The 21,576-nt window shown below is 62.9% G+C and carries 25 protein-coding genes; 11 read left to right on the top strand and 14 right to left on the bottom strand.

What is annotated here, in order from left to right:
- Window positions 1-55: 55 nt before the first annotated feature.
- From GGR23_RS21905 to GGR23_RS21890, 4 genes are all read right to left on the bottom strand, one after another.
- Complete coding sequence (locus tag GGR23_RS21905) at window positions 56-358, bottom strand: hypothetical protein (protein WP_183368463.1); 303 nt, start codon at window positions 356-358, stop codon at window positions 56-58.
- 290 nt (window positions 359-648) lie between these two features.
- Window positions 649-2,832 (bottom strand): beta strand repeat-containing protein, encoded by a 2,184-nt coding sequence (locus tag GGR23_RS23495; protein ID WP_183368462.1) that lies wholly within the window; start codon window positions 2,830-2,832, stop codon window positions 649-651.
- Window positions 2,833-3,029: 197 nt separating this feature from the next.
- A complete protein-coding gene (locus GGR23_RS21895; RefSeq protein WP_183368461.1) occupies window positions 3,030-3,767 on the bottom strand; it encodes a LysR substrate-binding domain-containing protein in 738 nt (245 codons plus the stop codon).
- Window positions 3,758-3,970 (bottom strand): helix-turn-helix domain-containing protein, encoded by a 213-nt coding sequence (locus GGR23_RS21890; protein WP_183368460.1) that lies wholly within the window; start codon window positions 3,968-3,970, stop codon window positions 3,758-3,760. The genes GGR23_RS21895 and GGR23_RS21890 overlap by 10 nt, the downstream gene beginning before the upstream one ends.
- Window positions 3,971-4,118: 148 nt before the next feature.
- Here GGR23_RS21890 and chvE point away from each other — a divergent pair, with 148 nt between their 5' ends.
- From chvE to araD, 5 genes are all read left to right on the top strand, one after another.
- Window positions 4,119-5,186 carry a multiple monosaccharide ABC transporter substrate-binding protein gene (gene chvE, locus GGR23_RS21885; RefSeq protein ID WP_183368459.1) on the top strand — a complete coding sequence of 356 codons (1,068 nt, stop codon included), beginning with the start codon at window positions 4,119-4,121 and terminating at the stop codon, window positions 5,184-5,186.
- A gap of 69 nt (window positions 5,187-5,255) precedes the next feature.
- Window positions 5,256-6,770 (top strand): multiple monosaccharide ABC transporter ATP-binding protein, encoded by a 1,515-nt coding sequence (gene mmsA / locus GGR23_RS21880; RefSeq protein ID WP_183368458.1) that lies wholly within the window; start codon window positions 5,256-5,258, stop codon window positions 6,768-6,770.
- 10 nt (window positions 6,771-6,780) lie between these two features.
- Window positions 6,781-7,983: a multiple monosaccharide ABC transporter permease gene (gene mmsB, locus GGR23_RS21875; protein WP_183368457.1), complete on the top strand. Its 1,203-nt coding sequence runs from the start codon at window positions 6,781-6,783 to the stop codon at window positions 7,981-7,983.
- A gap of 13 nt (window positions 7,984-7,996) precedes the next feature.
- Window positions 7,997-8,992, top strand: coding sequence for an AraD1 family protein (gene araD1, locus GGR23_RS21870; protein ID WP_183368456.1), 996 nt, complete (start codon window positions 7,997-7,999; stop codon window positions 8,990-8,992).
- Window positions 8,993-9,097: 105 nt separating this feature from the next.
- Window positions 9,098-10,840, top strand: coding sequence for an L-arabinonate dehydratase (araD, locus tag GGR23_RS21865; RefSeq protein ID WP_183368455.1), 1,743 nt, complete (start codon window positions 9,098-9,100; stop codon window positions 10,838-10,840).
- A gap of 122 nt (window positions 10,841-10,962) precedes the next feature.
- Here araD and GGR23_RS21860 read toward each other — a convergent pair whose 3' ends face one another.
- Genes GGR23_RS21860 through GGR23_RS21850 form a run of 3 tightly spaced genes read right to left on the bottom strand, consistent with a single transcriptional unit; the run spans window position 10,963 to window position 13,355 of the window.
- Window positions 10,963-11,496, bottom strand: coding sequence for a hypothetical protein (locus tag GGR23_RS21860; protein WP_343066716.1), 534 nt, complete (start codon window positions 11,494-11,496; stop codon window positions 10,963-10,965).
- Entirely contained in the window at window positions 11,489-12,538 is a 1,050-nt protein-coding gene (locus GGR23_RS21855) for an SAM-dependent methyltransferase (RefSeq protein ID WP_183368454.1), read from the bottom strand. Before GGR23_RS21855 ends, GGR23_RS21860 begins: the two co-directional genes overlap by 8 nt.
- Window positions 12,539-12,542: 4 nt before the next feature.
- A complete protein-coding gene (locus tag GGR23_RS21850; RefSeq protein WP_183368453.1) occupies window positions 12,543-13,355 on the bottom strand; it encodes a DUF1295 domain-containing protein in 813 nt (270 codons plus the stop codon).
- A 212-nt stretch (window positions 13,356-13,567) separates the two neighbouring features.
- Here GGR23_RS21850 and GGR23_RS21845 point away from each other — a divergent pair, with 212 nt between their 5' ends.
- A complete protein-coding gene (locus GGR23_RS21845; protein WP_382341259.1) occupies window positions 13,568-13,948 on the top strand; it encodes a DUF2147 domain-containing protein in 381 nt (126 codons plus the stop codon).
- On the opposite strand, the gene GGR23_RS21840 is transcribed toward GGR23_RS21845, so the two are convergent.
- A complete protein-coding gene (locus tag GGR23_RS21840) occupies window positions 13,926-14,540 on the bottom strand; it encodes a cysteine hydrolase family protein (RefSeq protein ID WP_183368452.1) in 615 nt (204 codons plus the stop codon). The genes GGR23_RS21845 and GGR23_RS21840 overlap by 23 nt on opposite strands.
- 143 nt (window positions 14,541-14,683) lie before the next feature.
- Here GGR23_RS21840 and GGR23_RS21835 point away from each other — a divergent pair, with 143 nt between their 5' ends.
- From GGR23_RS21835 to GGR23_RS21825, 3 genes are all read left to right on the top strand, one after another.
- Window positions 14,684-15,229: a DUF4142 domain-containing protein gene (locus GGR23_RS21835; protein ID WP_183368451.1), complete on the top strand. Its 546-nt coding sequence runs from the start codon at window positions 14,684-14,686 to the stop codon at window positions 15,227-15,229.
- A gap of 69 nt (window positions 15,230-15,298) precedes the next feature.
- Window positions 15,299-15,781: a pyridoxamine 5'-phosphate oxidase family protein gene (locus GGR23_RS21830; RefSeq protein WP_183368450.1), complete on the top strand. Its 483-nt coding sequence runs from the start codon at window positions 15,299-15,301 to the stop codon at window positions 15,779-15,781.
- A gap of 135 nt (window positions 15,782-15,916) precedes the next feature.
- Window positions 15,917-16,300 carry a hypothetical protein gene (locus GGR23_RS21825; protein WP_183368449.1) on the top strand — a complete coding sequence of 128 codons (384 nt, stop codon included), beginning with the start codon at window positions 15,917-15,919 and terminating at the stop codon, window positions 16,298-16,300.
- A gap of 139 nt (window positions 16,301-16,439) precedes the next feature.
- On the opposite strand, the gene GGR23_RS21820 is transcribed toward GGR23_RS21825, so the two are convergent.
- Both GGR23_RS21820 and GGR23_RS21815 read right to left on the bottom strand, forming a co-directional pair.
- Window positions 16,440-16,715, bottom strand: a complete 276-nt coding sequence (locus tag GGR23_RS21820) for a hypothetical protein (RefSeq protein ID WP_183368448.1) — start codon at window positions 16,713-16,715, stop codon at window positions 16,440-16,442.
- A gap of 87 nt (window positions 16,716-16,802) precedes the next feature.
- Window positions 16,803-17,702 carry a hypothetical protein gene (locus GGR23_RS21815; protein ID WP_183368447.1) on the bottom strand — a complete coding sequence of 300 codons (900 nt, stop codon included), beginning with the start codon at window positions 17,700-17,702 and terminating at the stop codon, window positions 16,803-16,805.
- Between the two features lie 306 nt (window positions 17,703-18,008).
- Between GGR23_RS21815 and GGR23_RS21810 the strand changes: the two genes are divergently transcribed.
- Window positions 18,009-18,266 carry a DUF2171 domain-containing protein gene (locus GGR23_RS21810; RefSeq protein WP_183368446.1) on the top strand — a complete coding sequence of 86 codons (258 nt, stop codon included), beginning with the start codon at window positions 18,009-18,011 and terminating at the stop codon, window positions 18,264-18,266.
- Window positions 18,267-18,326: 60 nt separating this feature from the next.
- Here the strand turns inward: GGR23_RS21810 and GGR23_RS21805 are convergent, their stop codons facing one another.
- Window positions 18,327-19,946 (bottom strand): ATP-binding protein, encoded by a 1,620-nt coding sequence (locus GGR23_RS21805; RefSeq protein ID WP_183368445.1) that lies wholly within the window; start codon window positions 19,944-19,946, stop codon window positions 18,327-18,329.
- Between the two features lie 224 nt (window positions 19,947-20,170).
- On the opposite strand from GGR23_RS21805, the gene GGR23_RS21800 reads away from it, so the two are divergent.
- Entirely contained in the window at window positions 20,171-20,443 is a 273-nt protein-coding gene (locus tag GGR23_RS21800) for a hypothetical protein (protein WP_183368444.1), read from the top strand.
- Window positions 20,444-20,627: 184 nt separating this feature from the next.
- Here the strand turns inward: GGR23_RS21800 and GGR23_RS21795 are convergent, their stop codons facing one another.
- From GGR23_RS21795 to GGR23_RS21785, 3 genes are read right to left on the bottom strand one after another with little or no spacing between them, the layout of a single operon-like run.
- Window positions 20,628-20,798 carry a hypothetical protein gene (locus GGR23_RS21795; RefSeq protein ID WP_183368443.1) on the bottom strand — a complete coding sequence of 57 codons (171 nt, stop codon included), beginning with the start codon at window positions 20,796-20,798 and terminating at the stop codon, window positions 20,628-20,630.
- A gap of 59 nt (window positions 20,799-20,857) precedes the next feature.
- Window positions 20,858-21,136: a hypothetical protein gene (locus GGR23_RS21790; RefSeq protein ID WP_183368442.1), complete on the bottom strand. Its 279-nt coding sequence runs from the start codon at window positions 21,134-21,136 to the stop codon at window positions 20,858-20,860.
- Window positions 21,136-21,312, bottom strand: a complete 177-nt coding sequence (locus GGR23_RS21785) for a hypothetical protein (protein ID WP_183368441.1) — start codon at window positions 21,310-21,312, stop codon at window positions 21,136-21,138. The genes GGR23_RS21790 and GGR23_RS21785 overlap by 1 nt, the downstream gene beginning before the upstream one ends.
- Window positions 21,313-21,576 lie beyond the last annotated feature (264 nt).

Genomic DNA, 21,576 nt, shown 5'->3' with positions numbered 1-21,576 from the left:
TGGCGTGGTGCGCGCCGTCAGTCCTGCGGCGCGCACGAAGGCAACAGCGCCTGCATCATTCGCAGGCGCCAGGGGCTTCCAGTTCGTAGGTGGTTTTCCCCGGGCCATTCGGCAGGACGGGTTTCAGATAGACCTTGAGGTCGCATTCCTGAACGCGGACCGTCCATTCGTTCGCGCCGTCTTTCCGCGTGCCTGTGTTGGAAATGGATCCGATCGGCGCCTGGTGAACCGCGTCGGCGACGGCTTCGCTCGACAGGATGAGGCCGATCTGCTCGGCGCTGTCGTAGAAACCGGAGACCGCGGCCTCGGCGGGCAGGGCGATGAGGAGAATGGAAAGCGAAAGGATCTGGCGTTTCATGGGCCCTCCTGGCCAGTGGGCGCCGGCCGGGTGGAGCCTGTTTGTCCTGTCCCGCGCGACGCCGATCATGGGTCACCGCCTCCCGTGGCGGCGGCGGGATCATAGGCGGAGTCCGACGGATTGGCGAGGCGAACTGTTGGGATTGCCGGCGATAACCCTGACGCTCGACGGAGCTTGCCTGCCGCCCCCAGCCTTCAAGGCGGGCCGGGACGGCAGAGGGGCAGGTGGGGGCCGGCTTGCACGAAAAAAGGCCGGCGGGGAGGGACAGACGCCCACCCCGCCTGCGGTTCTCAGAAAATCACGAAGTCCTTGTTGCTCAGGCCGCGAAGGTTCGCCGAAAGCAGTGCGAACTGGATGGCCGCGCCCGCACCGCTGCCGTCGGCGTCGTAGAACAGCTTTCCGGTATCCATTTCGTAGATGATGCGCTGATCGGCAGTCGTCGCTGATCCGGTCAGGTTTGAAACAAAGGCGTTCAACGCGATCATGCCGACGGCGCCTGCCGCGGTGAAAATCGCATGATCGAGCAGGATCGTGTCTTCCGGAGCGTTGAAATCGGTGATCCGGTCGACGTTGTTCGTCCCGTTGAGCGCAGTGGAGAACAGGAAGGAATCCGCTCCCTTGCCGCCCGTGAGGGTGTCGTTTCCGAGTCCGCCGTCGAGCCTGTTGTTGCCGGAGTTTCCGGTGAGTTCGTTGTTCAGGCCGTTGCCGGTGGCGTTGAAGTTCCCCGTTCCCATCAGGCGGATGCCTTCGATATCGCCGCGGATCGTGGGCGTTTCGGTCGATCCGTTGGCAAAGGAGATGTTCATCGCCCCCTCGACGGTGTCGATGTCCGAGCCCCTGCCGCTCGTTTCATCGAGGGTGTCGGTGTAGCTGTCGATCACATAGGTATCGTTGCCCTTGCCACCCTTCAGCGTGTCCGTGCCTGCACCGCCCTCGAGGCGGTCGTTGCCGGCGCCGCCATCGAGCGTGTTGTTGCCGTCATTGCCCTTGATGTCGTTGGCGAGCGCATTGCCGGTGGCGTTGATGTTTGCCGCTCCCGTCAGCACCAGTTTCTCGATGCTGCCCTGCGGCAGGGCGCCGTTCTGGCGAACCATGCTGTAGGTCACCGAGGACATGATCGTATCCACGCCGGTTCCCGAGCTCTCATCCACCACGTCGTTGGCATCGTCGACGATATAGATGTCATCGCCGTCGCCACCGGACATGGTGTCGGCACCGGTGCCGCCATCGAGCGTATCGTTGCCGTCGCCGCCTTCGAGGATGTCCGCGCCGGCACCGCCCACGAGCTTGTCATTGCCCTCGTTTCCGTAAAGCCGGTTCACCGCGCCGTTCCCGGTGATGAGGTTGTCCAGCTCGTTGCCGGTGCCGTCGATGGCGGTGTTGCCGGTCAGCGTCAGGTTCTCGATCACCCCGAAGATGGAAGCGTTTCCAGTGAGCGAGTAGGTGATGCTGGCTTCGACGGTGTCGTTGTTCGGCGCGTTCTTGGGGAGCATGGTGGCCCGTTCGTCCACGATGTCGCGGGCGTCGTCGACGACGTAGGTGTCGTTGCCGATGCCACCCAGCAGGGTATCGATGCCGGTGCCGCCGTCCAGACGGTCATTGCCGGCCCCGCCTTCGAGGCGGTCGGTTCCCTGGCCGCCGATCAGGGTGTCGTTGCCTTCCAGGCCGTAGAGCTTGTTGTTCCCGTCATTGCCGGTGATGACATTGTCGCCGCGCGTCCCGAAACCGTTGACATTGCGCGAGCCGGTGAGGGTGAGGTTCTCGACCTCGCCGCGGATGCGGTCGCTTCTCAGGTCGTAGGTCACCTCGTTGGCGACGACTGTATCCGTGCCGGAGCCGTTGTCGGCGAGCTCGTCGATGACATCGTCCAGACCATCGACCACGTAAGTGTCGTTCCCGGTTCCGCCGACCAGGGTATCCTCGCCGTCGGTGTTGTCGCTGCCGGTCAGCCGGTCGTCGCCTGCGCCGCCCATCAGGGTATCGTCGCCAAGGCCGCCCGTGAGGTTGTCGTTGCCGTCACGACCGTTGATGGTGTCGTCACCCTCGCCGCCGTCGATCGTGTCGCCCGAAGAGGAGCCGGTGATGATGTTTGCTGCAGCGTTGCCCGCGATCTTCTGGATGTTCGTCAGCGTGATGTTGGCGAAGCTCACTTCGGCTTCGCCCGTCTTCATCTGGATGGTGTTGTTGCCGTTGCCGCCATCGATGGACGTTATCCCCACAAGGCGCGCATTGCTGACGATGAAGGTGTCGTCGCCGCTGGAGCCGCGCAGGTTTTCGATGTTCAGGAAGGTGGCCGGCACCGTGATGTCCATCGTGCCGGCAGCGGTGAGCTGCACCGTGTCGTTGCCTGCACCGCCGTCGACGTTGTCCGTGGCGGTGTATCCCGTCACGTTAAAGGTGTCGTCGCCGACTGCGCCGGCCTCGTAAACGCGGCCGTGGGCCATCCTCCAGTTGAGTGTAGAACCTTTAGGCATAATGGAGCTCCGCTCGTGATGAAATGATTGTCTCGAAATCGCTGACCTGGGCTGGATGTAGACCCTTCCCGGATGGTACTCAACATTTGATTGAATCGATGCTAAATAAGAAATTACTTATTGTCGAGGTGCCGGAAGTTCTTGCGCGCAGGTGCGGCAAGCTTCGCGCAAGCTTCGATGGATCCGTAAAATACAGATCAAATACCTTCGCCGAGCAGCATTTGCGCCATGCGCGACGCGGCAGGCGTGAGGATCGTGTCGGCGCGGGTGATGAACCCGTAGGGTTCCACCTCGATGCCGAGCTCCACGGGGAGAATCGTGTAGGGCGCTTCCGGCCCCTGGGAGAAGGCGGCGCAGACCGCATGGGCGAGCGGCGCGATCGCATTCGATTGTTGCAAGAGCGCCAGTGTCAGCAGGAAGGATGCGGTGGAGAAGCGTTGCGTCGGCTCGGGCATTTTCAGTGCCCTTAGCCGGGCGACCACGGTCTGGCAGAGCAGCGACTCCGGCCCCGGCATCACCCAGTCGTAAAGCATCAGCTGCGCGGGCTCGATCGGGGTCAGCCGTTCCAGCGGGTGCCCCTTGCGCACCATCAGCGAGACCGGTTCGGTGGCGATCATCCGGGCAGACAGCATCTGCCGCTCGGGGCCGACCGGCAACCGGCCGATGGCGAAGTCGATCCTGCCCGAGAGAACATGCTGGCACAGGATATCCGAAGTCGCGACGATCACCTCGTAGGTTACTTTTGGCTGCACCACCCGGGCGGTGCGCAGCACGGGCAGCACCCGCTCGAGTGCAGGCCCGGTCACCGAGCCGATCCGGACGTGGCCGACATTGCCCATGTCGATTTCATTGACGTCCCGGGCTGCGTCGCGAAGCTCCATGTGGATGCGGCGCGCCCGAAGCGCCAGAGCCTCGCCGACGGGTGTCAGCAGCACGCCCGCCCCGTGCGCTCGTGGACGGGGCGGCCGACGATTCGTTCGATTTCCCCCAGCAGCCGCGAGGCTGCTGGCTGCGCTATCCCCAGCCTTCTTGCGGCATCGCTGATCTGGCTGCTTTCGGAGAGGGCCTCCAGAAGCCGCAGATGGGAGAGTTTCAGGCCCCTTTGCAGCAGGGCATCAGCATTGTCGAAAGAAGACATAACATTTTGGCCATATCGAAATCACCAAACATTATTTGACTGACATGGCGAGCAATTGCAATCGTTCCGCCACGGTCAGCATCCCCGCGGGATGACAGAAGGACCGGACACGTGCCGCAGGAGGTAATGCGGCCCCGAGGAGGACACAATGAATCTTTTCAAGAAGGCGCTTTCCGCGCTCGCAGTTACGGCTGTGCTGTTTTCCGGCACTGCTTTCGCCGGCGACAAGGGGACCGTCGGCATCGCCATGCCGACGAAGTCGTCGGCACGCTGGATTTCGGACGGCAATTCGATGGTCGAGCAGTTCAAGGCTGCCGGCTACGACACCGACCTTCAGTACGCTGAAGACGATATCCCGAACCAGCTTGCGCAGGTCGAAAACATGATCACCAAGGGCCACAAGGTCCTCGTGATCGCCGCCATCGACGGCACCACGCTGTCGAACGCGCTGGAAAACGCCGCCGCCGCAGGCATCAAGGTCATCGCCTATGACCGTCTCATCCGTGACAGCGCCAATGTGGACTATTATGCCACCTTCGACAACTTCAAGGTCGGCGTGCTGCAGGCCACCTCGCTGGTCAACGGCCTCAAGGAGCGCTTCCCGGACGTGAAGCCGTGGAACGTCGAACTCTTCGGCGGTTCGCCGGACGACAACAACGCCTTCTTCTTCTACGACGGCGCCATGAGCGTCCTGCAGCCGATGATCGACAGCGGCGAGATCGTGATCGGTTCCGGCCAGACCGGCATGGACAAGGTCGGCACGCTGCGCTGGGACGGTGCGGTTGCCCAGTCCCGCATGGACAACATCCTGTCGGCCAATTACGGCGACAAGCAGGTGCATGGCGTGCTGTCTCCCTATGACGGCCTGTCCATCGGCATCCTGTCCTCGCTCAAGGGCGTGGGCTACGGCTCGGGCGACCTGAAGATGCCGATCGTGACCGGCCAGGACGCTGAAGTGCCCTCCGTCAAGTCCATGATCGCCGGCGAACAGTATTCGTCGATCTTCAAGGATACCCGCACCCTTGCCGGTGTCACCGTGAAGATGGTCGACGCGATCCTGCAGGGCAAGGAGCCGGAAATCAACGACACCAAGACCTACAACAACGGTGTGAAGGTCGTTCCGTCCTACCTGCTCGAGCCGCTGCCGGTCGATGCCAAGAACTATGAAGAAGTTCTGGTCAAGTCCGGCTACTACACCGCCGACCAGCTGAAGTAAGCTCCGGCTCATGCCATTGGCCCGCCGCCCCCTGGCGCGGCGGGCCTTTTATCCAGCAAGGGAGGAAACATGGCAGCGCTCTTGGAAATGCGGGGCATCAGCAAGGTGTTCCCCGGTGTTCGGGCCCTCGATCATGTGAACCTCAGCGTCGAGGCCGGCGAGATCCACGCCATCTGCGGGGAAAACGGTGCCGGCAAGTCGACACTGATGAAGGTGCTCTCCGGGGTTTATCCCCACGGCACCTATGAAGGCGAAATCACCTATGACGGCGCACCCCTCGCCAACCGGTCCATCGCGGATTCCGAAACCAAGGGGATCATCATCATCCACCAGGAGCTGGCGCTCGTGCCGCTGCTGTCCATCGCGGAAAACGTCTTCCTCGGAAACGAGGTTGCCGCCGGCGGGGTCATCAACTGGCCCGAGACGTTCCAGCGCACGGAAGCGCTCCTGAAGAAGGTCGGTCTTTTCGATCCGCCCGCAACGCTCGTGGAAAAGCTCGGCGTCGGCAAGCAGCAGCTGGTCGAGATTGCCAAGGCGCTTGCCAAGAACGTGCGGCTGCTGATCCTCGACGAGCCCACCGCGGCGCTGCAGGAAAACGACAGCCAGAAGCTGCTCGACCTGCTGCTGGAGCTGAAGGCGCAGGGCATCACCTCGATCCTCATCTCGCACAAGCTCAACGAGATCTCCCGCGTGGCCGACCGGATCACCATCCTGCGCGACGGCGCGACGGTCTCGACGCTGCGCCGGGAGGAGATTTCCGAGGACCGGATCATCCGCGACATGGTCGGCCGCGACATGGCCCATCGCTATCCGGAGCGCACGCCCCATGTGGGCGACGTGCTCATGGAAGTGAAGAACTGGTCGGTCTGGCATCCGGAACAGCACGCCCGCCAGATGATCCGGGATGTCAGCTTCCATGTCCGCAAGGGGGAGATCGTGGGCATTGCCGGCCTGATGGGGGCAGGGCGTACGGAGCTTGCCATGTCGATCTTCGGCGGAAGCTACGGGCGGGACATCACCGGCGAGGTCCGCATGCACGGCAAGCCGGTCGATACCTCCACCGTCACCCGCGCCATCGATGCGGGCATTGCCTATGTGACGGAGGATCGCAAGGGTCTCGGTCTTGTTCTGGAAGAGCCGATCCTCCGGAACATCTCGCTTGCAAACCTTGCAGGCGTGGCCATGCGCGGCGTGCTGAACAAGGCGCAGGAGGCGACCGTCGCCGAGGGTTACCGGAAGGCCATGGCGATCCGGACCCCGTCGGTCCACCAGAAGGTGGTGAACCTCTCGGGCGGCAACCAGCAGAAGGTCGTGCTGTCCAAGTGGCTCTTCACCGATCCCGAGGTGCTGATCCTCGATGAACCCACGCGCGGCATCGATGTCGGCGCGAAATTCGAAATCTATGGTTTGATGAACCGCATGGCCGACGAAGGCCGCGGCGTCGTGATGATCTCGTCCGAAATGCCGGAGCTTCTCGGCATGTGCGACCGCATCTACGTGATGAACGAAGGTGCCTTTGTCGGCGAGCTGGCTCGGGAAGAGGCCAGCCAGGAACGCATCATGGCGCTGATCGTGAGCAAGTGAGGGACGTGCAATGGCTGTCGTGACAAAAGACGAAAACGCAGGGGCCAAGCCGGGCCTGGACTATCTCAAGGAAAACTTCCGCGAATACGGCATGCTGATGGCGCTGATTGCCATCGTGCTGTTCTTCCTCGTGGTCGTGCGGGCGCAGCTGGATGTGGATTTCCTTTCTGCCCAGAACATCACCAACCTGTTCCTCCAGAACTCCTACGTCATCATCATGGCGCTCGGCATGCTGCTGGTCATCGTGGCCGGGCATATCGACCTGTCGGTGGGATCGGTCGCGGCCTTCGTGGGGGCGATTGCCGCGGTGATGAGCGTCAACATGGGCTTGCCGGTCTATGTCGTGGTTCCCGCGGGTCTGCTCTGCGGCGCCGTCATCGGCGCGGCGCAGGGTTATTGGATCGCCTACTGGCGCATTCCCTCCTTCATCGTCACGCTGGCGGGGATGCTGGTGTTCCGCGGGCTGACGCTGTGGCTTCTCGGCGGGCAGAACATCGGCCCCTTCTCGAAGGGCTTCCAGTCGCTCTCGACCGGCTTCATTCCGGATCTCTTCGCGGTCAACCGCCCGAACCTTACGGCTGTCGTCGTCGTGGTCATCGCGGCTGCGCTGATGGTCTGGCTCGGCTGGCGCGCCCGCAAGCGCGATGCGGCCTATGGCATCCAGCAGGAGCCGTCGGCCATCTTCTACATCCGCAATGCCATCATGGCTGCCGCCCTGGTCTTCGTCGGCTGGAAGCTCGCTTCCTTCCGCGGCCTGCCCAACGTGCTGATCGTGATGACGGTGCTGACCATCCTCTATGCGTTCTTCACCGAGCAGACGACCCCCGGCCGGCGCATCTATGCGATCGGCGGCAACCTGAAGGCGGCCAAGCTCTCGGGGATCAACACGGAAAAGCTCGTGTTTCTCACCTTCGTGAACATGGGCGTCCTGGCGGCGCTGGCCGGCATGATCGTGACGGCGCGCCTCAACTCCGCGACCCCGAAGGCCGGCGTCGGCTTCGAGCTTGACGTCATCGCGGCCGTCTTCATCGGTGGCGCATCCATGTCCGGCGGCGTCGGCAAGATCGTCGGCGTCATCATCGGCGCCTTCATCATGGGCGTGATGAACAACGGCATGTCGATCCTCGGGATCGGCATCGACTACCAGCAGGTCATCAAGGGCCTCGTGCTGCTCGCCGCCGTCATCTTCGACGTCTACAACAAGTCCAAGTAAGAAGGAGCCCTCCATGTTGCTCTCCCAGATCAGCCTTCCCGGCGGTGGCCGTGCCGTCGTCGCCCGGGACGGCTCGGAGGCGGCCGTCGTTCGTGGGGCGACCAGCGTCTACGATCTCGCACTTTCGGCCATTGCCGCCGGCCGCAGCCTGGCGGAGGAAGTTGCCTCCCACGGGCTGGGTGAAGCGGTCGATCTGGCGGCTGCGGCGGCCGAAGGCCGGCTGCTGCTGCCGGTGGATCATCCCGATCCGGCCCACATGCACCTCACGGGCACGGGTCTGACCCACCTGGGCTCCGCTGCCGCCCGCGATGCCATGCATGCCAAGCTGGAGGCGGCTCAGGAAACGCTGACCGACAGCATGAAGATGTTCCGCATGGGCCTCGAAGGTGGCAAGCCCGCCGCAGGCGAGGTGGGCGTTCAGCCCGAGTGGTTCTACAAGGGCAACGGCCACACCGCAGTCCCGTCCGGCCAGCCGCTGGTTTCGCCCGGTTTTGCCGAGGATGGCGGCGAGGAACCCGAAATCGCCGGTATCTACATCATCGCGCCGGATGGGCGTCCGTACCGCATCGGCTGGGCCCTGGCCAACGAGTTCTCGGACCACGTCACGGAGCGCGTCAACTATCTCTACCTCGCCCATTCCAAGCTGAGGCAGGCGAGCTTCGGTCCGGAAATCCTGCTTGGCGAACTGCCGGCGGACATCCGCGGCGTAACGCGCATTCGCCGGGGCGGGCAGGTTCTGTGGGAGAAGCCGTTCCTTTCGGGCGAGGCCAACATGTCCCATACCTTTGCCAACCTCGAGCACCATCACTTCAAGTACGCGCTGTTCCGCCAGCCGGGCGATCTGCATGTCCACATGTTCGGCACGGCTACGCTTTCCTTCGCAGACGGCATCCGCACCGAAGGGGGCGATGTGTTCGAAATCGAGGCTGGGCCCTTCGGCCTGCCGTTGGTGAACCCGCTGGAGAAGGAAGCCGCAGAGCAGGGTGCAGTTGCCGTTTCGGCGCTTTGAGGGTACTCAGGCGCTGGTTAAACGTTTATATTTAGGTATATCCGTCATATGCGGTCGGGCCGAGCCATCGGCCCGCCGGTTGAGGAAACGATCTAGGAGAATGCCATGACTTTCAAACCCGCACCTTGGCCGCGCAAGCTGCGCTCGCAGGAATGGTTCGGCGGCTCGTCCCGCGACGCGATCTATCACCGGGGGTGGATGAAGAACCAGGGGTTCCCGCACGACCTGTTCGACGGGCGGCCTGTCATCGGCATCCTCAACACCTGGTCGGAGCTCACCCCCTGCAATGCCCATCTGCGCGATCTGGCCGAGCGGGTGAAGCACGGGATCTATGAGGCAGGCGGATTTCCGGTGGAAGTGCCGGTCTTTTCCGCATCGGAGAGCGCCTTCCGTCCCACGGCCATGATGTTCCGCAACCTTGCCGCCATGGCGGTGGAGGAGGCCATGCGCGGCCAGCCGATGGATGGCTGCGTGCTGATGGTGGGCTGCGACAAGACCACGCCCTCGCTGCTGATGGCGGCAGCCTCGACCGACATTCCGTCGATCATCGTCACGGGCGGACCGATGCTCAACGGCTACTACAAGAACGAGCGGGTCGGTTCGGGCACCCATCTCTGGAAGTTCTCCGAAGCCGTGAAGGCCGGCCAGATGACGCCCGAGGAGTTTGCCGAAGCGGAAGCCTCGATGAGCCGCAGCCCCGGCTCCTGCAATACCATGGGCACGGCGTCCACCATGGCCTCCATGGCCGAGGCGCTGGGCATGGCTCTGTCGGGCAATGCCGCGATCCCCGCCGTCGACAGCCGCCGTCGCGTGATGGCCCAGCTGACCGGCCGCCGCATCGTGCAGATGGTCAAGGACGACCTGAAGCCCTCCGACGTGCTGACCAAGCAGGCATTCGAGAATGCCATCCGCACGAACGCCGCCATCGGCGGGTCCACCAATGCCGTCATCCACATGCTGGCCATTGCCGGGCGTGTGGGCATCGACCTGACGCTTGACGACTGGGACCGTTGCGGCCGTGACGTGCCGACGATCGTCAACCTGATGCCTTCGGGCAAATACCTCATGGAAGAGTTCTTCTATGCGGGCGGCCTGCCTGTCGTCATCAAGCGGCTCGGCGAAGCCGGCCTGCTGCACAAGGATGCACTCACCGTTTCCGGCCAGACGGCCTGGGAGCAGGTGAAGGACGTCGTGAACCACAACGAGGACGTCATCCTGCCCGCGGACAAGGCGCTGGCAAAATCGGGTGGCATCGCCGTCCTTCGCGGCAACCTCGCCCCGAACGGCGCCGTGCTGAAGCCCTCTGCCGCGACGCCCTCGCTGATGGTGCATCGCGGCCGTGCCGTGGTGTTCGAGGACATCGACGACTACAAGGCCAAGATCAACGACGAGGCGCTCGACATCGACGAGACCTGCGTCATGGTGCTGAAGAATTGCGGCCCCAAGGGTTATCCCGGCATGGCGGAAGTGGGCAACATGGGCCTGCCTCCGAAGGTGCTCCGCAAGGGCATCACCGACATGGTGCGCATATCGGATGCCCGCATGTCGGGCACCGCCTATGGCACCGTTGTCCTGCACACGAGCCCGGAAGCTGCCGCCGGTGGCCCGCTGGCGGTGGTGCGCAATGGAGACATGATCAGCCTCGACGTGCCGAACCGCAGCCTGACGCTGGAGATCTCCGACGCGGAACTGGCAGCACGGCTTGCCGAATGGAAGCCGCGCGAGGAGCCGCCGGCATCCGGCTATGCCATGCTGCACCACAAGCATGTGATGGGTGCGGATACCGGCGCCGATCTCGACTTCCTCAAGGGCTGCCGCGGTGCGCCCGTGGGCAGGGACAGTCACTGAGGGCGGTGCGCCGCCACGCGTGGCGCTGCGACAAACAGAAGAGGGCGGCGGGGTTTACCCCGGCCGCCCTCATGTTTTCCGAAAAGCTGCTTCCAAAAAAGGCCGGCTGAGGGGCGTCCCCCTCAGCCGCGCGGAACACCCGCGTAACGAAGCGCGATGAAGGTCATGAGGCTGGCAACCGAAAAGGCGTTCAGCGTGAGGAGCGACTGGACGCCCGCCGCATCCCAGACATGCAGGGGGGCCGAAAACCGCCCGTGGAAGAGGAAGAAGACGACAAAGCCGAAGACGGCAAGTCCACGCTGAAGCCACTTTTCCGCCGCGTGGAAATTGAGAGCCACCAGCATCAGGCAGGCGGCGAAATAGAGCTCCGTTCCGCCGGCCTGCCCGAGAAACACGCCGGCCAGCACCGTATCGACGATGCCGATGAGCGGCACGCCGAGACGGGCGGCGAGGGGATTGGTCTTCGCCATCAGCGCTGCCGCGGCGAAGAAGGGAGCGGCGGCGACCGCGACCAGCGAAGCTGCCGTGCCTTCGCCGGTCAGCCACCAGACATAGAGCGGGTAGAAGGGCTTGTTGAGCGCCACCACCCACGCCACGGTCACGCTTGCGGCTGTCAGGGCATCCGTCTCGCGCATGGTTGCGACGGCCTCAGCCACGGGCCTGCTCCCCTGCGGCCACCGGCTTCAGAAGGTAATGCCCCACGCCCCATACCTCGCCGTCCGCGTGCCCGAACAGGCCCGCCGTTGCGAGGAAGAACATGCGCCAGCGCCGCCGCCAGAGAGCCGCGTCCTTGCCGTAGACATAGTTCAGGATACGGTCGATTTCCGTCTGGTTGGCATCAAAGTTCTTCAGCCAGTCCAGTGCGGTCCGGCGGTAGTGCCGTCCGTTCCAGCGCCATTCCTTTTCCACGGTGAAGAGCGAGGGAAAACGCTTCGGCAGATCGTGTGCCGGCATGATGCCGCCGGTGAAGAAGTGCTGAGCGATCCAGTCCGCGGGATCGGAGTGATCGAAACGATAGGAACGGCTCTTGTGGGTAAAGACATGGAGGAACATGCGTCCATCGGGCTTCAGCCAGCCGTGGGCACGGCGCAGCAGCGCCTCCCAGTTGGACATGTGCTCGAACATCTCCACCGAGACGATCCGGTCGAACCGGCTTTCCGTCTGGAACACGTTCATGTCCGCGGTGATCACCGTCAGGTTGGTGATGCCACGCGCGGACGCGAGACCCTCGATATAGGCGCGCTGGGATGAGGAGTTCGACACCGACGTGATGCGGGCATTCGGATAGTTCGCGGCCAGGAAGAGGGAGAGCGACCCCCAGCCGCAGCCGAGTTCCAGAATGGTCTGGCCATCGCGGATTTCGGCGTGGTCGGCGGTTTCCTTGAGTGCGATCGTTTCGGCCTCATCCAGCGTGGTGGAGGCCGCCGGGTACAGGCAGCTCGAATACTTGCGCTGGGCGCCCAGGAAGAGCGAGAAGAATTCTGCTGGCAGTTCGTAATGCTGGTCGTTGGCCGCATCCGTATGAACGGCAACCGGGAAATTGCCCATCGAGCGCGCGAAATCGATCTCGGCCTGCTCCGGAACCGTTTCCAGCCGCCTGCGCGTGCGCCCGCAGAGAAAATCGATGCCGGCGAGCGTGATGGTGTCCGGGATCGGAGTGCGTTCGGCGGCCTGGATGGCGAAGGCAATCATGTTCATGGCGTCATTCCTTGACGGATGAGGGTTGTGTGGTGAAGCCGGTACGGCGCGGCCCGGGAAAGAAGGCGTTGACGCGCGACTGCAGGGCGCGGAAGGCCTCGCCGCGGGTTTTCAGCATGTGCTCCTCGAGCGGCGGAATACCAGAGACGTGAACCAGCAGCCAGTACATCTGGACCGGAGCGAGCAAGGCGATCAGGCCGATCCAACCTCCGCCGAGGGCGATGATCGCCAGGGCGCACCAGAAAAGCCATTCGAAGAAGTAGTTGGGATGACGGGAATAGGCCCAGAGGCCACTTTCCATCACCGCCGTCTTTGCCTTGGGTGTCTTGCGGAACAGATTGAGCTGATGGTCGGCGAGCGCCTCCCCGCCAAGTGCCGCAACGCCGACGATCAGGCCTGCCATATCCGTCGCCGACGGGAAGGGACCGGTGCCGCTCGCGGCCAGATAGGCGGCAAGAACGAGGATGAAGGCGGCCACGGCCTGGATCTGGAGGAAGGTCCAGAGCCGAAATGCGGCCTGGTCTCCCCATTCGGCAATCAGCTTCTCGTAGCGCGGGTCTTCGCCGGCACCGCGAGTGCGCAGGCCGATATGCCCGCCAAGACGGAGTGACCAGAGGGCGACCAGCAGACCGACGAGCCACCGGCGTTCATCCGTGCCTTCCGCCGCCCAGGCAGCCGCAATCCCGCCGATGCTCACGGCAACGGACCAGATGGTATCCACCCAGCCGCTCGCACCCGTGAGGCGCTGGATGCCCCAGGCGGCGGTCATGATGACGGACATTGCGGCGGCGAGCGCCGCCAGCACGACGATATCCATGGTTCTCCCCGTTTTCCTGTCGTTGTCATTCCAGACGGGACAGATCGCTTCAAAGTTTCAGTCGCGAGGCCAAAAATCACCGGTTGATGACGCGAAATGAAACTTTCCTGCCCCTTCAAGCGTCCTCAGCCCATGAATGTCGGGCGGCGCGCCGAGATCCGGATGAAACCGGATGGTGCAGCCACGGATAACGAGAGGAGTTGATGACAATGATGAAGCGCTTTCCCCTTCTCATGACTTTCACGATCGGGCTCGGCCTTGCCATGCCTGCGCTGGCGGAGGCCGAAAGCCCGATGGGCGAGTGGGCGCGCGGCGATGGCGCTGCAAAGGTCCGGATCGCGCCCTGCGGAGAGAATATCTGCGCGACCAACACCTGGATCAAGCCCGGCACGAAGAGCGAGAAGACCGGCGATGTGCTGGTGATGACCATCAGCAAGGACGGGCAGGGCACCTACAAGGGCTCCGCCTTCGATCCGCAACGCAACATGAACTTCAAGCTGAAGCTGACCGTGGAAGGCAAATCCATGACCACCCGCGGCTGCGTTCTGGGTGGAATCGTCTGCAAGAGCGTCAGCTGGTCGAAAGTGAAGTAAGCGGGCGCGCGAAACGATCGATGAAATCGTCGGTCTCCATCACCTCGGCCTGCACGGAAAACCGTCCTCCGATGACAGCCAGGCTGGCATCATGGGTCGGGTCCGATCCGCTGCAGACGCCATCCTTGAGCAGGATGATGCGATAGCCGAGGTCGACGGCGCCGAGCACGGTTGCGAGCACGCAGACGTCCGTCTCGCCGCCGCTGATGGCAAGCGTCCCGACACCCTGTTCCACAAGATGCCGGTGCAGCCGGCCGTCCAGCCACGGGGAATAGACCGTCTTGTCGAAGACAATGGCCGGCGGCGTGAGGCTTTCCAGCGGCGCCACGAGGTCCAGCAGGGCGGGGTCGACATGCTCGCCCGTCATCATCCACCATTTCTCGTAGTACTGGCGCCACATGCCCGGCGCGGCCGAGGCCGAGCGCGGGGGCAGGAAACGGGTGAAGATCGTTTTCTCGGGCGCCGCCCGCGATAGCCGCTCCACGGCGGGCAGCACGCGGTGTGCCCAGCCCACGTGCCAGGGCGTTTCCTCCGCGAAAAGTCTCTGCATGTCGATACACAGATGACGCCAGATCCTGATGTCTCGGTCCATGTGCTGATCCTTCCTGACCGGACTAGAACCCCATTCTGCCCCCGCCCGTTCCCGCAAGGGGTGCGGCAGGCCGCCGCCCCTGCAATCGGAACCATTCTCCCCCGGGGCTGTTCTCATGGGTCTCAGCAGAAAGGAATCCGACCATGAAGAACAAACTGCTTACCCTTGCCGCAATGACGGTTCTGGCCGGCGTCACCGCGGTTTCGCTTCCGGCGAGCGCGCAGACGACCGCGCCGGCAAACGGGACCGAGGAGGCGATGAAGCTGGACAAGAACAGCTTTGCCTCTGCCGTTGCCAGCTCCAACCAGCTGGAGATCGTAACCAGCCAGATGGCACTGAAACGGGCCTCCTCCTCCGAGGTGAAGTCCTTCGCGCAGCAGATGATCGACGACCACACGAAGGCCGGCGAAGAGTTTGCCGCCGCAGTGAAGCAGGAAGGCCTTTCGGCGCCGGAAGCCCTGATGCCGAAGCACCAGTCGATGGTGCAGGAGCTTGAGGGTGCATCCGATGCCGACTTCGACAGCGCCTACATCGCCCTGCAGACGGCAGCCCATACCGAGGCCGTCTCCATCTTCCGCGCCTATTCGGACCAGCCGGACAGCGAGGCGCTCGGCGCCTTCGCCAAGAAGACGCTGCCGACGCTGGAGAAGCACCTCGAGCACGTGAAAACGCTCAAGCCGCAGCAGTAACCGACACTCTCAAGGGCCGCCCGATCGTGCCGGGCGGCCTTTCTTTTGGCAAAGGAAAGGAATGCCCCCATGGCAAGCACCACCCATGACATCGACCGCACCTGGACACTCATGAAGGACATCGGCTTCTGCATGCTCTCGACCCGTACGGGAGAGGATATCCGTGCACGCCCCATGTCCGCCCACGTGGAGCCGATGGAAAATGCCATCTACTTTCTCACCGACGCCCGCAGCGCGAAGGATGACGAGATCGAGAGCCGCCCCAATGTCGGGTTGGCCTTCTCCGATCCGAGCGGACAGAAATACGTGTCCCTGAGCGGGACCGCGGAGGTTTCCAACGATCGCGAGCTCATCCGCGAACTCTGGTCCACGCCGGCCAAGGCCTGGTGGGACAGCCCCGACGATCCCGAGATCCGCGTGCTACGGGTGACACCGAAATTCGCCGAATACTGGGACAGCCCCGGCACCATGGTAAGCTACATCAAGATGATGGCGGCCGCCGTGACGGATACCCGTCCCGATATGGGCGACAATGCGAAGGTCAGCCTCTGAGCCTGGTTTCAGGGGAACAAAGCGAAACGGGCAGCGTTTATTCCCGGACACGAGGATGTTGTGCGGGCCGGAGCTCTGCCCCGGCCCGGATTCCACATCCGGCGTGCTACCGAAGACGATAAAGGAGACACTCCCATGCAAGTCGTAGGAATGCAGGTCGTGGCGGAACAGGGTGGAAAACTCGGCTATACGGTCGAGTTCGTCGGCGACGGCGGAGAGGTGGTCTCCGTGCTGGTCAAGAATGATCGGGCGCAAACCATCAATCGCATGAACGCCATCCCGCAAGCCCAGAAGATCATGGAAGAAATCGCTCGTCAGGAGCTGGATCTCGACAATTTCGAGGGCAGCGGCGGCGATACGTCCAACTCGCTGTCCGTGCAGCGCAGCGCGCGTTCGGCCGGCGACACCGATGCTCTCGAGGAGCAGCTGGACACGGGTCTGGAAGATACGTTCCCCGCCAGCGATCCGGTGTCCATCACGCAGTCCAGCATTGCAACGTCCACCGAAGGCAAACGCTGACGGAACGAAGCGACCTAAACAAAAAGCGGCATTCCCCTTGGGAGTGCCGCTTTTTTCATGCCGCCGTCCTGAGTTCCGGAGTGAGACGCGGGTGTGCGCCCTTGCAGCGCGGTACGCTCGCGCCCGTCGGCCGGGCGTATCAGAAGCTCCGCCTGCTGGGTGTCCGCCGCGCCGTCACCGACTGGCGGTGTCGCGCTGCGGCCTTCATTGCGGTCTTGCCCAGTGCCTCTTCGGCGCGGACAGGGGAGGGTGAGGGCAATGGCTGTTCGGAGAAAGCCGCCAGGAGGGCAAGCATGTCATCCGCTTCTTCAGGTCGGATAATTCCTCGCTCGGTCAGGCGCTCGACCAAGGTGAGGAGTAGACCTTCGTTGGCGAGAGGGCGCCCTTCGGTATCTTTCGAGACGGGTTTATCCATTGTTCATGCCTTTCGGTATGCTACGCAAACAGGCGATGCGGCCCCCTGCGGAGCCGCATCGCAGATCAGATCGGGAGATGACGGGGGCTATGATCCATATCGGCTTTCGTCCTCGTCACGCTGGCGTCCGCCGACGGCGGCCGCCGCACCGGCGATGAAGGCGCCGATGAACAGGGCAAGAGCCCCGAGAAGTGCGGCCGTGGCCGCGCCCTTGCGGGCCTCGTCCGCGGTCTGCTGTGCCTTCACCTTGGCGTCTTCCGCCTGCTTCAGCACCGTGTCGATCCGCGCCTTGGCATCCGCTTCGCTAAGGCCCGTGCGCGCCGCAACCACGCGATCCAGATAGGCGCGGTCGTCCGGCGTCATTTCGCCTTCCGCAGCCGAGCGGATCAGGATGCGGCCGATCTCGCGGTTGCTGGCGGCCGTATCGGTCGCAGCCGCCCGGGCCGGGTCTGCCGGACGCATCAGCATGTCGGTGAAGTAATCCACCGGGTTTGCATTGCTGTCATCGGCGGCATCTGCCCCGATGGCCGCGGCGCTGCCGGCAGCGGTTCCGACTGCGGCACCGGCAAATGTCGCGCCCTTCTGCAGCAGGCCGGAAGCGGTGGAGCTGGCCATGGCCAGCATCAGCAGCGTTGCGACGGCCCAGGCCAGAAAGCCGTGTGCCGTATCGCGGAAATACACTTCATCCGTATGGATGCCGGACCATTTGGTCCGCAGACGTCCGGTGAGGTAGCCGCCGACGCCGGAGGAAAGCCACTGGACGACGACGAACCAGATCGCCGCGCTGATGCCGATGGTGGTCAGACTGGCGCTCTCGCCGGAGAAGGGAGAGACCATCGTCAGCCCGAGGCCGGAGCCGACAAGCATCAGCAGTGCCGTCAGCACCGAGGCAGCGAGGGCCCCGGCGATGACGGGACCCCAGTAGACTGCCGAAGAGGATGACTCGATCGTCGGATCAGAGCCATATTGGGAGACAGGGAGCGTCATTGCGGCCCCCTATCGCCAGAAGAGAGCAAGGAGAATGATAACAGGAATCGGAATTCCCAACAGCCAAAGCAAAATACCGCGTCCGAATCCCATAGTAACCTCCTGTCAATCGATTGACGTTCCGCTGCTTCATTGAAATGTCCGCTTCGGTCGTGACCGTCTGCAGATCGCGATGAAAACGTATTATTGCGGCTTTAGTTCCCGTTCGCTGCGTTTCAACCCGTCGATTATTTTCAGTATTTGCCGGATCGAACGGTCCGCTCGGGCGTTACTCTGTCGACTTCAACCCCAAAGAGGAGAACCCCCATGATCAACGCCTCTGAAATCCGCGAACATGCCGAGGTGGTAGGTTCTGACGGCCAGCATGTCGGCACGGTCGACCGCGTGGAAGGCGGCCGCATCAAGCTGACCAAGTCGGACAGCCACGGCGCGCATGCCGGACACCACCACTTCATCGACATGAACCTGGTTCAGTCTGTCGACGGTGGCAGGGTGCAGCTTTCCGTGGCGGGTCGCGAGGCGGTTGCCAGCGAGCAGGAACAGAGCGGCCGTTCCGTCAACTGATGGCAGGCGAAGAACAGGAAAAAGCCCGGCTTTGAGCCGGGCTTTTTTCGTTGGCGGCTTTCAGCGCCGCAGGACTTCGGAGATCTTCATAGACAGCTGTTCGAGGGTGAACGGCTTGAGGAGAAGGTTGATGCCGGACTCCACGATGCCGTTATGGACGATGGCGTTGCGCGTATAGCCGGTGGTGAAGATGACCTTTACCGCGGGGAAACGGTCTTTCACCGCATCCGCGACCAGCTTGCCGTTCATGTCCGGCATGACGATATCCGTGAACAGGATGTCTATCCGGAGATTGAAGGAGAGCTGTTGCAGGGCGTCCCTGCCTCCCGATGCCTCGATGACGGAGTAGCCCAGCTCCCGGAGCGCCTCGACAGTCATCTGCCGGACATTGTCTTCGTCCTCCACCACCATCACCACTTCTTCCCGCAGTGGCTCGGTCGGCCGCTGGGTGCGCGAGGCCTCTTCTTGCGCGGGACGTTCCTTTCCGGTGTAGCGGGGGAGGTAGAGGCACACCGTCGTTCCCTGTCCCACTTCGGACAGGATCCTGATGTGGCCGCCGCTTTGCTTGATCCAGCCGAAAACCTGGCTGAGTCCCAGACCCGTGCCGTTACCCGGGCCCTTGGTGGTGTAGAAGGGGTCGAAGGCGCGCTCCATGACTTCAGGAGCCATGCCGACCCCGGTATCGGCTACCGATATTCGCAGATACTGGCCGGGCCGGACCTCGGGATGGGCTTTCAGATAGGCCTGATCCAGCTCCGCATTGTCCACGGTGACAGTGACGGTGCCGCCGGCCGGCATGGCATCTCGGGCATTCAGTGCGAGATTGAGGACGGCCTGCTCGAGCTGGCCCACATCCACCGAGATCGGCCAGAGATTATCGGCCAGTTTCAGCTCGATCCGGACATCGCTGTCCAGAGATCGGCCGAGCAGGTCCGGCAGCGATTGCAGCCGGAGGTTCGGATCGATGACCTCAGGCGTCAGAGGCTGGCGTCTGGAGAAGGCGAGCAGCCTGTTCGTCAGATTGGCCGCCCGCCTTGCGCCGTCACGCGCGTTGCGGATGAGGGAGCCGAGCTCCTCCGTCCGCCCGCGCTCCAGGCGGCGTTCCGCTATGTCAAGGCTTCCCACGATGACGGCCAGCATGTTGTTGAAATCATGGGCCAGTCCGCCCGTCAGCTGGCCTATCGTCTCGATCTTCTGCAGTTCGCGCATCTGGGTCTGCGCAGCGACATGCTCCGTCATCTCCAGCTTCAGAAGATCGGTGCGCTCCGCCACCACCCGGTCGAGACCGGCATGAAACTCCATCATTTCCGTTTCCCGTTGCGCCTTGCTCCGCAAGGCGGAAAGCAGGGCGTTCACGACGCAGATGAGCAGGATCGCATTCAGCGCAAAGCACACCATCCCGATGATCTCGGTCGTCCCATCGGGTGAGGGGCCACTGACACCGCTTTCCAGCACGTACTGGACCATCAGGATGGAGAGCGCCGCCGACAGCAGCCCGGCACCTGTCCCGCCGAAAAAGGCCGCTATCACCACCGCCGGGATGAAGATCAGATAGGAGAAGGGTGCCATGTAGGCCCCCGCAGTCAGGCGGACGAGGAAGGCGAGGGCAACCGAGCCGAGGGCGAAGACATAGCCAAGCGCCGAATTACGCCGAGATCCGGCAATCGTCAGTAGATCCATCTGGTCCCTGCTTCCCGCGTCCAGCGCGTACGGAATTGATGAATGTCAAGTGTTAACGCTGCGGCGTAGCTCCGCCAAGGTGCAACTTCTTGCGTCGGTCAGCGGAGATACGCGCATTGCTCGAAATGGAACTTCGTCCGCGCCCCGAAGTTCCTTCGCCCTCACAGGAACAACGCTGCGTGCAACAGAGTTAATCCCCTGACTTAACTTGACAGGAGTTGTTCATGACCACGTCCGCAACGACGACCGATCACGACACCATCAAGAGCTGGGTGGAAGCCCGGCGAGGACACCCGTCCCGCGTGCGCGCCGAAGGCGAGGGCGGCATCCTGCGCATCGATTTCGGAAAGCCCGAGGAGAACCTCGAGAAGATCGGCTGGGAGGAATTCTTCCAGATCTTCGATGAGAGAAAGCTTGCCTTTCTCTATCAGGACGAGACCGCGGCAGGCGAAAAGAGCCGTTTCAACAAGTTCATCTCGCGGGACGGCGGGTCGTGATCCGCATCGACGTTTATTGCCACAAGGGCAGAGAACCTTGAACCTGCTCGCCGGGCTCTCTGCCCGGCGTGTGCGAGATGGTGCTGGAATACCTGAAGCAGGGAGAGACCGGAATTAGATGCCTAGAGAAGCGGGTCTCCCGTTTTCACGGGGTTTCCGGATTTACGGGCAGTATTCCTGTCCGTCAGTGGAGACGGCAATAGTGCTCTGGCGTGCGGTTTTCGTCAGGATTGGGAAGAGGTACCTCGTCCGGGAGCCGCTCCTCGTCGGGCTCCCGGACGGGCAGGTCGCCCGGCCAGATCGGCGGTGGATCATCTCGAACTGGGGGCTGGTAGGGAGTGTTCTGCGGGTTCATGGTGTTTCTCCTCATTTAGAGAAAAAACGGTCCGAAGCCGCAATGGTTCCGATTTCCGGCTATCGTCTGGCGGCCGCCGAGGGCGGTTCGACGTCTGCGCGAACGAGGGCGGCAGCCAGCATGGCCTGCAACTCTTCCGTTGACCGGCCCTTGATCGCGAAGGCGGGATCAGGCTCGACGACGCCCGGATCCTCCTGGTGATCCTGAACGTTTTCCGTCTCGTCCCGATACCGCTGCAGCAAGACTGCAAAGCGCTCGTCGCCGGCCAGCATCGTCATGATCTGAACCAGAAGCTTTCGATGGGCGTTGAGACGCGCCTCGAGATCGGCAAGGTCCATCAGATCATGCCCCGACGCGCATTGCGATTGACGGAGAAGGTCGAGCTACCGGCCTGCCTTCCCGTACCGGCGCCGGCCTCGATGGGCGGAAGCCGGTTGAGCAGGTAGGACGCGATAAGCAAGCCGATGAAGAGCGGCCCGTCCACAAGGATGATAAGCCAGAGAAAGTCGTGCATGATCCACCTTTTGAACTTCGATCTATTTGCTGAATAAACACGGATCTCCGCTCTTTTGTTCCTGAAGAACAGCTTGTTCTTCACTCTCAGCGTTTGCCCACGCGTCATACTTGTGACCCGATTGTGTCAGGTGCCTGGAAAGCGAGGCGGACAAGAGAAATAATTCATCTATTTCAGTCGGTTGCGGGGAAGTTCGGAGAAAGGGTGCTAGGATCGGGAACCACCGGGCTGCCATAATTGTTTCAGCGGAAACCGTCTGGAGGA

Source organism: Gellertiella hungarica (genome assembly GCF_014197145.1).
In the GTDB taxonomy this organism is placed as follows: Bacteria; Pseudomonadota; Alphaproteobacteria; order Rhizobiales; family Rhizobiaceae; genus Gellertiella; species Gellertiella hungarica.
The sequence above is the reverse complement of the archived record's forward strand: the minus strand, read 5'-3'. Positions and strand labels throughout refer to the sequence as shown.

Bases quoted from the DNA above. Each gene is read 5' to 3' on its own strand.
- GGR23_RS21905 (WP_183368463.1), bottom strand. From the start codon at position 358: ATGAAACGCCAGATCCTTTCGCTTTCCATTCTCCTCATCGCCCTGCCC.
- GGR23_RS23495 (WP_183368462.1), bottom strand. From the start codon at position 2,832: ATGCCTAAAGGTTCTACACTCAACTGGAGGATGGCCCACGGCCGCGTT.
- GGR23_RS21890 (WP_183368460.1), bottom strand. From the start codon at position 3,970: ATGTCTTCTTTCGACAATGCTGATGCCCTGCTGCAAAGGGGCCTGAAA.
- chvE (WP_183368459.1), top strand. From the start codon at position 4,119: ATGAATCTTTTCAAGAAGGCGCTTTCCGCGCTCGCAGTTACGGCTGTG.
- mmsA (WP_183368458.1), top strand. From the start codon at position 5,256: ATGGCAGCGCTCTTGGAAATGCGGGGCATCAGCAAGGTGTTCCCCGGT.
- mmsB (WP_183368457.1), top strand. From the start codon at position 6,781: ATGGCTGTCGTGACAAAAGACGAAAACGCAGGGGCCAAGCCGGGCCTG.
- araD1 (WP_183368456.1), top strand. From the start codon at position 7,997: ATGTTGCTCTCCCAGATCAGCCTTCCCGGCGGTGGCCGTGCCGTCGTC.
- araD (WP_183368455.1), top strand. From the start codon at position 9,098: ATGACTTTCAAACCCGCACCTTGGCCGCGCAAGCTGCGCTCGCAGGAA.
- GGR23_RS21855 (WP_183368454.1), bottom strand. From the start codon at position 12,538: ATGAACATGATTGCCTTCGCCATCCAGGCCGCCGAACGCACTCCGATC.
- GGR23_RS21850 (WP_183368453.1), bottom strand. From the start codon at position 13,355: ATGGATATCGTCGTGCTGGCGGCGCTCGCCGCCGCAATGTCCGTCATC.
- GGR23_RS21845 (WP_382341259.1), top strand. From the start codon at position 13,568: ATGAAGCGCTTTCCCCTTCTCATGACTTTCACGATCGGGCTCGGCCTT.
- GGR23_RS21840 (WP_183368452.1), bottom strand. From the start codon at position 14,540: ATGGACCGAGACATCAGGATCTGGCGTCATCTGTGTATCGACATGCAG.
- GGR23_RS21835 (WP_183368451.1), top strand. From the start codon at position 14,684: ATGAAGAACAAACTGCTTACCCTTGCCGCAATGACGGTTCTGGCCGGC.
- GGR23_RS21830 (WP_183368450.1), top strand. From the start codon at position 15,299: ATGGCAAGCACCACCCATGACATCGACCGCACCTGGACACTCATGAAG.
- GGR23_RS21825 (WP_183368449.1), top strand. From the start codon at position 15,917: ATGCAAGTCGTAGGAATGCAGGTCGTGGCGGAACAGGGTGGAAAACTC.
- GGR23_RS21820 (WP_183368448.1), bottom strand. From the start codon at position 16,715: ATGGATAAACCCGTCTCGAAAGATACCGAAGGGCGCCCTCTCGCCAAC.
- GGR23_RS21815 (WP_183368447.1), bottom strand. From the start codon at position 17,702: ATGACGCTCCCTGTCTCCCAATATGGCTCTGATCCGACGATCGAGTCA.
- GGR23_RS21810 (WP_183368446.1), top strand. From the start codon at position 18,009: ATGATCAACGCCTCTGAAATCCGCGAACATGCCGAGGTGGTAGGTTCT.
- GGR23_RS21805 (WP_183368445.1), bottom strand. From the start codon at position 19,946: ATGGATCTACTGACGATTGCCGGATCTCGGCGTAATTCGGCGCTTGGC.
- GGR23_RS21800 (WP_183368444.1), top strand. From the start codon at position 20,171: ATGACCACGTCCGCAACGACGACCGATCACGACACCATCAAGAGCTGG.
- GGR23_RS21795 (WP_183368443.1), bottom strand. From the start codon at position 20,798: ATGAACCCGCAGAACACTCCCTACCAGCCCCCAGTTCGAGATGATCCA.
- GGR23_RS21790 (WP_183368442.1), bottom strand. From the start codon at position 21,136: ATGGACCTTGCCGATCTCGAGGCGCGTCTCAACGCCCATCGAAAGCTT.
- GGR23_RS21785 (WP_183368441.1), bottom strand. From the start codon at position 21,312: ATGCACGACTTTCTCTGGCTTATCATCCTTGTGGACGGGCCGCTCTTC.